The sequence below is a fragment of the Ideonella sp. P3_A4 genome, from assembly GCF_056403075.1.
Window position 1 is genome coordinate 1 of the sequence record NZ_JBFUGE010000246.1, and the last position, 8,668, is coordinate 8,668.

The window sequence follows — 8,668 nt, forward strand, 5'->3', positions numbered from 1 at the left end:
AGCCGCCACTGGCGGCATCGAAATCGTCGTGGATCGTCGCGTTCATTGTTGAGTGGGTCGTCGTCATCGCTAGGTGTTTCCGATTGCTCGTGACGAGATGGTGACTGGAACAATTTCGATCGAAAAGCGACTTCTATTGCCCTCTTTGATCAATTGAGCTCATATGTCGAACGCACGCCTGCCTTCGTTTCGCCTGCTGGTTGGCTTCGAGGCCGCCGCGCGGCTGGGCAACTATTCGCGTGCGGCCGACGAGCTGTGCGTGTCGCAATCGGCCATCAGCCACCAGATCGGCCAGCTCGAACGGCAGGTGGGCCAGATGCTGTTTCGCCGCAAAGGGCGCGGGGTCGAGCTCACGGTCGCGGGCCGCTTGCTGCACGCGACGGTGGTCAAGTCACTGGAAGTGATCCGCGGCGGGCTGGGCCGCATCGACAGCTACCTCGACGACAACCTGGTGACGCTGGTCTGCCCTGCGCACGTGGTGCACGGCTGGCTGCAGCCGCGGCTGGACGAGCTAGAGGCGACGCTGCCGTCGCTGTGCCCGATCATCTCGATCGACGAGACGGCGCGCTACATCGACCAGCTCGACGTGGACATCGCGATCACACGCCAACCGCTGCGCCAGCGCGGCGTGCTGGACGTTCCGATCCTCGAAGACTCATTGGTGCTGGTGGCGGCACCGGCGTTGGCCAAGCAGCTGGCGGCGGTCGACGTGGACGAACACCCGAAGCACGCACGCCTACTGTGCCTGGAGACCGACCTGACCGGCGACGACAGCGGCCGCTTCATCCGCCAGCACCTCGGTGAGTTTCGCAAGGCCGCGATCTACGATGATGCGCGGCTGCTGCTGGATGCGGCGCTGCGCGGCCGCGGCGTGGCACTGGTCTCACGCCTGATGGCCGACGACGCGCTGAAGCGCAAGCGACTGGCGCTGGTCAAAGGGCACCCGTCGTTCGTGCTGGAGCCGCTGTGGATCTCACGCGCTGAGGGCGAGTTGCGTTCGCCGCTGGTGCAGGGCGTGTACGACAGCTTGCTGGCGTTCGCGGGGCGACGCGGGGGCACCCAGAAGAAGTTGGGCTGATCGGCTGAAGCGAGACAATTCCCGCGTGATTCCATCAACGGCGCGCCTGCGCTTCAATCACAAGAGAGTCGAGCCAAGGGAGGGCAGTGATGTCAAAGTTGCACGTGTTCTTTGATCGCCGGATGGTGGTCGAAGTCCCCCTTGAGTCGCCCTCTCCGCGCAAGCCTGGAGAGGTCGTGGCGCAGTGGCGTGAGAGGTACCCGATTGAGATCGCTGGCTATGCGCCGGCGACGGTCGATGATTTTTACCTCGCACACGATAGAAAGCATGTCGATGGCGTCCTCGATCTGACGATCAAGAATGGCATGGATACCCTGCACCAGGAGGTTGCCGATTCGCTCCCGTGGACCGTGRGCTCCATGATTGCCGCGGCAAGGCATGCGATGCACCAACGAGTCGCTGTCTCACCGTCGTCCGGCTTTCACCATGCAGGGCATGATTTTTCGTGGGGCTTCTGCACCTTTAATGGCTTGGTCGTTGCCGCCCAGAAGTTGCTGATCGAGGACCAGTTGATCCAGGTTGGCATCTTGGACTTCGACCAGCACCAGGGCGACGGGTCGGAGGACATCATTGCGAAGTTGGGACTGCAAGACCGAATCGTGCATCTCACGGGCCGAACGAACTATCCCCGTGAATGCGCTGCCTTCTTTGACGCGGTCCCGCGGCTCTTGAACAGCTTGAGGGGTTGCGGCATCGTGCTGTACCAAGCTGGCGCGGATCAACACATCAACGATCCCTTGGGCGGATTTCTGAACGACGAACAACTTCGAAGGCGTGACCGCATGGTGTTCGAGTTCATGCACAGCGCACGCATCCCGATCGCGTGGAATCTGGCGGGCGGGTATCAGGAGAGTTCGGTGGACGGGGTGCGATCAATCCAAAAGGTCCTCGACATTCACAACGCCACCCTCGAAGAGTGTTTGAGCGTCTATGGCTTTGCCTGACATACCTGTGTCATCGTGATATCCGCAGGACGACGATGCGCGGCGTTCTTCGAGACGTGGCGCTGACGTGGCGGCGGCTTCACTTGCGCGCTTGGCTTCGATGGGCACAGTCCAGATGCTGCGCCTGTCGCCTCTCCGTCAGAACAAGCTGGGCTGATCGGCCGAGGCGTTGCCGAGCGGCGCGCCTTCCAGCTGAAGCAGGTGCAGCTTGGTCTTCAAACCGCCGGGGCCTGAGAAGCCGCCCGACTGGCCATTGGCGGCCATCACGCGGTGGCACGGCACCAGTGGTGCGAAATGGTTGCGGCCGAGCGCCTGGCCCACCGCGCGAGCGACGGCAGGGCCGCCGAGCTCGGCCGCGAGTTCGCCATAACTTCGAGTCTGCCCGGGCGGGATGCGCCGGGCCAGTGCATAGACGCGGCGATTGAACTCGGGCACGTCGGCATCGGCCAGTGGCACGTCTTCCAGCGTGTCGGGTGCGCCCTGCAGTGCAGCGGCCAGGCGGCGCAGCACCTCTGCCATGGCTGGCGGCGGCTCGGTTTCCTGCAGATCAGGAAAGCGCTGCTGCATGCGCCGCCGCGTCAGCTCGGGCGTGGGTTCGGGCAACTGGCCGCCGCAGATTTCGAGCGCGTCATTCCAGGCCAGCCCGCACAGGCCGGCCGGGGTGTCGAAGAACGCGAAGCCGCTCATGTCTGCGAAGGTCTACTGCGGCACGAAGCCCGTGGCCTTGATGATCTTGGCCCAGGTCGCGGTGTAGGCCTTTTCGCGGGCACCCAGCTGATCGCCACTCATGTGGCCGACCGTCAGGCCCATGGCGGTCAGGCGCTCGTGCACCGCGGGCTTGGCCAGCACCTTGGCCAGCGCGGCCGAGAACTGGTCCAGTGCGGGTTTCGGGGTGCCGGCGGGCGCGAACACGCCGTAGTACGGCACGTCTTCAAAACCGGCCAGGCCCAGCTCAGCGAAGGTCGGCACATCGGGCAGGATGGTCTGGCGTGTGCCTCCGAGCACGGCCACGATGCGCAGCTTGCCGTTCTTGTGGTTCTCGATGAAGTCGGGCACCGAGCCGACGCCGGCGGCGATCTGGTTGCCCAGCATGTCGGCCATCATCGGCGCGCTGCCGCGGTAGGGGGCCGCCACCAGGTCGAGCTTGTTTTTCTCGGCGATCAGCTTGACCAGGAACTCGGGCACCGAGGCGGGCGCCGGCACGCCGACCGCGCCCTTGCCGCCGCCGGCGCTCTTGATCCACGCCACGTACTCGTTGAACGACTTCGCCGGCGTGCCGCCGGAGACGGCGAACGAGTTGACGAAGGTCGCGAAGCCGGCCACCGGCACGAAATCGACCGCCGGGTCGAAGCCGGGTGTCTTGACGACCTGCGGCAGGATTGAGATCGAGTGGTCGTGGCTGAGGAACAGCGTGGTGCCGTCCGGTGCGGCGGCCTTCAGTGACTGCGCGGCGAGCTGGCCGCCGGCGCCAGGCTTGTTCTCGACGATCACCGTCGCACCGAGTTCGTCCTTCAGGTGCTCGGCCAGGATGCGGGCGATCGCGTCGGTGCCGCCGCCGGCCGGGAAGCCCACGAGAAGCTTGACCGTCTTGCCAGTGAGCGGCTGGGCTTGTGCCGGCCCGGTGAACGCGGTGGCGGCCAGGGCCAATGCGGCGATCAGGCCTTGGCGACGACGGAAACGGAACAGGCTGGGCATGCTGGAAGCTCCTCCTCGTGATGAGTGCGGCAGCGTAACCCAGAGCGGAAATTCGCGTGAATGCGCCACAATCACCGCCCACCATGAATTACCCTCAATTCGACCGCGCCTCGAACAACACGCCGCTCAGCGACGAAGAGCTCGAGGCCTTTGACACGCTGTTGCAGGCTTTGCCGGCAGACGGCGCGATGAACATCGAAGGCGTCGACGGCTACCTGACCGCGATGCTGCTCGGCCCGGCCGAGTCGCTGGACCAAGGGCCCACTGCCGATTGGTTGCCGCTGATCTGGGGCGGCGACGGCCCGGACGGCGAGCCTTTCGCCAGCAACCGCCAGCGCAAGCGCGCGACGCTGTTTGCGCTGCGCCACCTGCAGGCGGTGGCCTGCCAGCTGCGCGATCACCCGAAGCACTGGGAGCCGCTGTTCAGCATCGTCGAAGCCAAGGGCGAGGAGTGGGTCGACGCGCAGGACTGGTGCACCGGTTTCCTGCAGGCGGTCGACCTGCAACCCGATGCCTGGGCCGACTGGCAGGCCGACGAGGAGCTGGGCCCGGGCCTGGCGATCATCGCGCTGCTGGGTGGCGACGAATTGCCCGAGCCCGACAGCGAAGAAGCCCAGGCGCTGGCCGATCCGGCCGCGCGTGACGCGATGGCCCGCGAGGTGTTCGCCGGCGTGCTGGCGATGCATGCGCGGCGCTACGCCGCGTCGCCCAAGGGCTGAAATTCCGGGCCCGCCCCCGGGGGAGGCCGGCCGTCAGGAACGGGCCTTCACTCCTGCGAGGTCAGCCCGGTCTTCCACAGCTCGTTGGCGCCGGCGAACGGCGTGGCGCCGGCCAGCGTGCGGCCATCGGTGGCCAGGCGCACCCAGGCCAGCGTGTCATGGTGGCTGCCGGGGATCAGGTCTTTCGCACGCTCTTTCAGCAGCCAGGCGTGCAGGCGCTTGTAGGCCTCGGGGTGGTGCTGCTGTGTCCAGGCCAGGCCGACCAGGTCGCCGTAGCCTTCTTCGCGGCGGATCGCCTTCATGGCCAGGTATTCGCTGCGCAGGTCGGGATCCAGGCCTTCGGGCGCGGCGGCGGCAAAGCCGGCCGGCAAGGCCATCCAGGCGCCGTCGAGGTAGCGGCGGCAATGGCCCAATTCATGGGCGGCCATCAGTTCCAGGGCGGCGTTCTGCACTTCGGGGGCGATGCGCTCCAGCGTAGCTTCAGCCTCCGGGTTGCCGCGCATCGACAGCACCAGCTTGCAGCGGCCGTCGGCGAAACCCAGCGCCAGCGGTGCCTGCCCAGGCGAGGCCTGCGGCTGCACCACGATGTCCAGCGGCAGCTTGGTCTGTTCAGCGTAGGTGATGACCGGCCACGCGCCCTTGAGCCAGCGCATCTCGGTGGCGGTGAGGTCAGCGGCCGTGGCCGCCAGGGACGTGAACAACGCGAAGCAGGCCAGCAAGAATTTGCGCACGAAGGACTCCTGTTGGAGGCATCTTCGTCAAGCTGAGCGGCCCATTGAGCMGGAAAAGCCGGGTCTTTACACCGCGGCCGTGCGCTGTGTGCACGAATCGGCGCCGGTCCATCGCCGGTGTCGCGCCAAAAGCACAACGGGCCAGCACCTGGAAAGTGCTGGCCCGTTATTCGGGTTTGGTGCCGGTGAGAAGAGTCGAACTCCCGACCTTCGCATTACGAATGCGCTGCTCTACCAACTGAGCTACACCGGCGAAAACGGGGATTCTAGCAGAGCTCTTTTGCGTTTTCGATGGCGCCTACCTGGCTGCGCACATCGGCCGGAACTGGGCGGTGCGGGGCCGTCTTTTCCACGGCTTGGCCGGTCGGGGTGGATGGGAACATGACTCCCGTGGAAAAAAGCCAACCCATCCTGGTGGTCGGCGATGCGATGCTGGACCGCTACTGGGACGGCAGCGTCGACCGCATCTCACCCGAAGCCCCGGTGCCGGTGCTGCGCGTCACGCGTCGCTATGACCGTGCCGGCGGCGCCGCCAACGTCGCGCTGAACCTGGCCGCACTCGGTGCGCAGGTCACCTTGCTGACGCTCGCGGGCCGCGACGAAGCCGGTGATGCACTCGAAAGAATCCTGTCCGAGGCCGGCGTGCGCCTGGAGCGTGTGGCCGATCCGGCCTACCCGACCATCCAGAAGATCCGCTGCGTCGCGCGCCAGCACCAGATGCTGCGCGCCGACTTCGAAAGCGAGCCGCTGCCGGGCATGCTGGAAACATTGGCCAAGCGCTACGTTGCCTTGCTGAACCAGCACGACCTGGTGGTGCTGTCGGACTATGCAAAAGGCGCTTTGTCGCGCTGTGAGTACCTGATCGACGCGGCGCGCAAGGAATCCAAACCGGTATTGGTCGACCCCAAGGGGCTGGACTGGGCGCGTTACGCTGGCGCCACGCTGGTCAAGCCCAACCTCGGTGAATTCAAGGCGGTGGCCGGCCCGTGGGCCGACGCCGCCGCGTTCCAACGCCAGGCTGTCGCGCTGCGAAAGCGCCTGGGCTGGACCTACCTGATGGTCACGCAAGGCGAAGCCGGCATGACGATGTTCAACGGCCGCGGCATGGTGCATGAGCCGGCGCGGGTGCGCGAGGTGTTCGACGTCAGCGGCGCTGGCGACACGGTGCTCGCGACGCTGGCATGGCGCATGGCCCAGGGCGACGACGCGTTCGAGGCGATGCGCTGGGCGAATCGCGCGGCTGGCATTGTGGTTGGCAAGTTCGGCACCTCGACAGTCAGCCGCGAAGAGCTGCTGGCCGCGATGCACGAAGCCGGCCCGGYCCCCGCACCCACCCCAGTGCCCAAGCGCGCCAGCCCGGCGCGCGAGCCCAACAGCGAATCATGCGTGTCGTAGTCACCGGCGCGGCCGGCTTCATCGGCAGCAACCTGGTGCACGCGCTGAATGCGCGCGGCATCGACGATGTCATCGCTGTCGACGACCTGACCAACGGCCAGCAGTTCCGCAACCTCGTGGGCACGCAGTTGTCGAGTTATGTCGACATGGACGAGTTCTATGCCCGCTTCGAGCGCGGCGAGTTTGGCCGCGTCGATGCCGTGCTGCACCAGGGCGCCTGCTCGGACACGATGGTGCACGACGGCAAGCTGATGATGGCGCGCAACTACGAGTGCTCGCGCCGCCTGCTCGAAGCCTGCCTGGCGCAGGGTACGCGATTGATTTATGCCTCGTCGGCCGCGGTCTATGGCGGCTCGACGGTGTTCGCCGAAACGCCCGACAACGAACGGCCGCTGAATGTTTACGGCTGGTCCAAGCTGGTGTTCGACCAGACGGTTCGGCGTGCTTTGGCCAATGGTGCCGGCAACCAGATCGCCGGCCTGCGCTACTTCAACGTCTACGGCCCGCGTGAACAGCACAAGGGCCGCATGGCCTCGGTCGCGTTCCATCACTTCGGTCAGTTCCAGAGCCAAGGCCACGTGGCCTTGTTCGGTGACTACAACGGCTACGGCCCAGGCTCGCACGAGCGTGATTTCGTCTGGGTCGGTGATGTCGTCGACGTGAACCTCTGGCTGCTCGAACACGGCGGCGCGAGTGGTGTGTTCAACGTTGGCTCGGGTCGTGCCGAACCGTTCAATGCGGTCGCGGCGTCGATGCTGAACAGCTGCCGCGGCGCGCGAGGCCAAGAACCACTGGCCCTGTCGAAACTGGTCGACGCGGATCAACTGCGCTACACACCGTTCCCTGATGCATTGCGTGGCCACTACCAGTGCCACACGCAAGCCGACCTGCGTGCGCTGCGCAAGGCCGGCTACACCCGAACGATGACCAACGTGTCGACCGGCGTAGCGCTGTACGCGCAGTGGCTGCTGAACCCGACCGATGGTCTGCCGGCGCCCCGCGCCGTTTCGGCCAAGGCCTCACGCCCCGCTCGACGCCTCGCCTGAAGCGGCAGAATCCCCCGATGCACTCGGGAGGATTCGACATGACACAAGACGACAAGACTCGGCGCGCAAGCGTCCGGGCCGCCATGACCGCTGCAACCGTGGCGGCCGCGATCGCGCTGGCCGGCTGCGGGGGCAGCCCGGGCACGGTAGCCMACTCGTTGGGCGGCACGGTGACGGGCCTGATGCCCGGCAACCAGATCGTGCTGACCAGCGGCGAAGACAGCGTGACGCTGAGCGCCGACGGCCGGTTCACCTTTGCCCACACGATCGGCGAGGGGAGCGCCTACCGCGTCGCGCTCGGCACCACCAGCCCCACTGCGCAACCCTGCACGTCCACCTATGGCGTGGCGACGATGGGGTCGAGCAACGTCTCCAACGTCACGGTCATCTGCGGCCTGCCGGGCGGCACGGGGTCGTTCACGGCCAGCGGTGCGATGGCAGTGTCCCGTGTCAACCACACCGCCACGCTGCTGACGCAAGGGCATGTGCTGGTCAGCGCCGGCTTCAACCAGGCCACGAACACGCCACCGGCCGAACGCTACGACCCGGTCAATGGCAGCTTCGTTTCGACCGGCTACCCGCTGATCCAGCGCTTCGGCCACACGGCCACGCGGCTGCCCGATGGCAAGGTGCTGGTCGCCGGCGGCATTGAATGGACCTCGGGCCTGCAGTTCGCGGAAGCCAGCGCCGAGCTGTACGACCCCGTCTCGGGTCTCTGGACCTCGGCCGAGCCGATGGACACGGCACGCACCGGCCACACCGCCACTGCGCTGCCCAACGGCAAGGTGCTGGTGACCGGCGGCCGCGACACGCTGGGCCGCAGCCTGGCCGGCGCGGAGCTGTACGACCCCGCGACCGGCAAGTGGCACGACCTGCCGACGATGCACGACTCGCGCTGGGACCACACAGCCGTGCTGCTGCCGACTGGCAAGGTGCTGGTCAGCGGCGGCAGCCAGGCCACGCTGGGCACTCACACGCTCGACAGCAGTGAGTTGTTCGATCCGGCGAACGAGTCCTGGAACACGACCGGCCGCATGGCGCGGCAGCGCGCTCTGCACAC

At 66.6% G+C, this 8,668-nt stretch carries 9 protein-coding genes and 1 tRNA gene; 6 read left to right on the forward strand and 4 right to left on the reverse strand.

What is annotated here, in order from left to right; translation table 11 throughout:
• Window positions 1-163: 163 nt before the first annotated feature.
• The gene (locus tag AC1DYI_RS19835) at window positions 164-1,078 is read left to right on the forward strand and encodes a LysR family transcriptional regulator (protein ID WP_477205855.1); all 915 of its coding nucleotides are present in this window, start codon (window positions 164-166) and stop codon (window positions 1,076-1,078) included.
• 89 nt (window positions 1,079-1,167) lie between these two features.
• Window positions 1,168-2,022 (forward strand): arginase family protein, encoded by an 855-nt coding sequence (locus AC1DYI_RS19840; protein WP_477205856.1) that lies wholly within the window; start codon window positions 1,168-1,170, stop codon window positions 2,020-2,022.
• Between the two features lie 138 nt (window positions 2,023-2,160).
• Here AC1DYI_RS19840 and AC1DYI_RS19845 read toward each other — a convergent pair whose 3' ends face one another.
• The gene (locus tag AC1DYI_RS19845) at window positions 2,161-2,709 is read right to left on the reverse strand and encodes a methylated-DNA--[protein]-cysteine S-methyltransferase (protein WP_477205857.1); all 549 of its coding nucleotides are present in this window, start codon (window positions 2,707-2,709) and stop codon (window positions 2,161-2,163) included.
• Between the two features lie 12 nt (window positions 2,710-2,721).
• A complete protein-coding gene (locus AC1DYI_RS19850) occupies window positions 2,722-3,717 on the reverse strand; it encodes a Bug family tripartite tricarboxylate transporter substrate binding protein (RefSeq protein WP_477205858.1) in 996 nt (331 codons plus the stop codon).
• 83 nt (window positions 3,718-3,800) lie between these two features.
• Here AC1DYI_RS19850 and AC1DYI_RS19855 point away from each other — a divergent pair, with 83 nt between their 5' ends.
• Entirely contained in the window at window positions 3,801-4,436 is a 636-nt protein-coding gene (locus tag AC1DYI_RS19855; RefSeq protein ID WP_477205859.1) for a UPF0149 family protein, read from the forward strand.
• A 47-nt stretch (window positions 4,437-4,483) separates the two neighbouring features.
• Here the strand turns inward: AC1DYI_RS19855 and AC1DYI_RS19860 are convergent, their stop codons facing one another.
• Both AC1DYI_RS19860 and AC1DYI_RS19865 read right to left on the reverse strand, forming a co-directional pair.
• On the reverse strand, window positions 4,484-5,167 hold the full coding sequence (locus AC1DYI_RS19860) for a hypothetical protein (protein ID WP_477205860.1): 684 nt from the start codon (window positions 5,165-5,167) through the stop codon (window positions 4,484-4,486).
• 177 nt (window positions 5,168-5,344) lie between these two features.
• Window positions 5,345-5,420, reverse strand: a tRNA-Thr gene (locus AC1DYI_RS19865).
• 128 nt (window positions 5,421-5,548) lie between these two features.
• Here AC1DYI_RS19865 and rfaE1 point away from each other — a divergent pair.
• The 3 genes from rfaE1 to AC1DYI_RS19880 form a co-directional block, all read left to right on the forward strand.
• A complete protein-coding gene (gene rfaE1, locus AC1DYI_RS19870; RefSeq protein WP_477205861.1) occupies window positions 5,549-6,562 on the forward strand; it encodes a D-glycero-beta-D-manno-heptose-7-phosphate kinase in 1,014 nt (337 codons plus the stop codon).
• Window positions 6,550-7,608 (forward strand): ADP-glyceromanno-heptose 6-epimerase, encoded by a 1,059-nt coding sequence (gene rfaD / locus AC1DYI_RS19875; protein WP_477205862.1) that lies wholly within the window; start codon window positions 6,550-6,552, stop codon window positions 7,606-7,608. Before rfaE1 ends, rfaD begins: the two co-directional genes overlap by 13 nt.
• Before the next feature lie 83 nt (window positions 7,609-7,691).
• A partial coding sequence (locus AC1DYI_RS19880) for a Kelch repeat-containing protein (RefSeq protein WP_477205863.1) occupies window positions 7,692-8,668 on the forward strand: 977 nt, incomplete at its 3' end.

Coding starts and splice junctions, on each gene's coding strand:
- AC1DYI_RS19835 (WP_477205855.1), top strand. CDS start 164: ATGTCGAACGCACGCCTGCCTTCGTTTCGCCTGCTGGTTGGCTTCGAG.
- AC1DYI_RS19845 (WP_477205857.1), bottom strand. CDS start 2,709: ATGAGCGGCTTCGCGTTCTTCGACACCCCGGCCGGCCTGTGCGGGCTG.
- AC1DYI_RS19850 (WP_477205858.1), bottom strand. CDS start 3,717: ATGCCCAGCCTGTTCCGTTTCCGTCGTCGCCAAGGCCTGATCGCCGCA.
- AC1DYI_RS19855 (WP_477205859.1), top strand. CDS start 3,801: ATGAATTACCCTCAATTCGACCGCGCCTCGAACAACACGCCGCTCAGC.
- rfaD (WP_477205862.1), top strand. CDS start 6,550: ATGCGTGTCGTAGTCACCGGCGCGGCCGGCTTCATCGGCAGCAACCTG.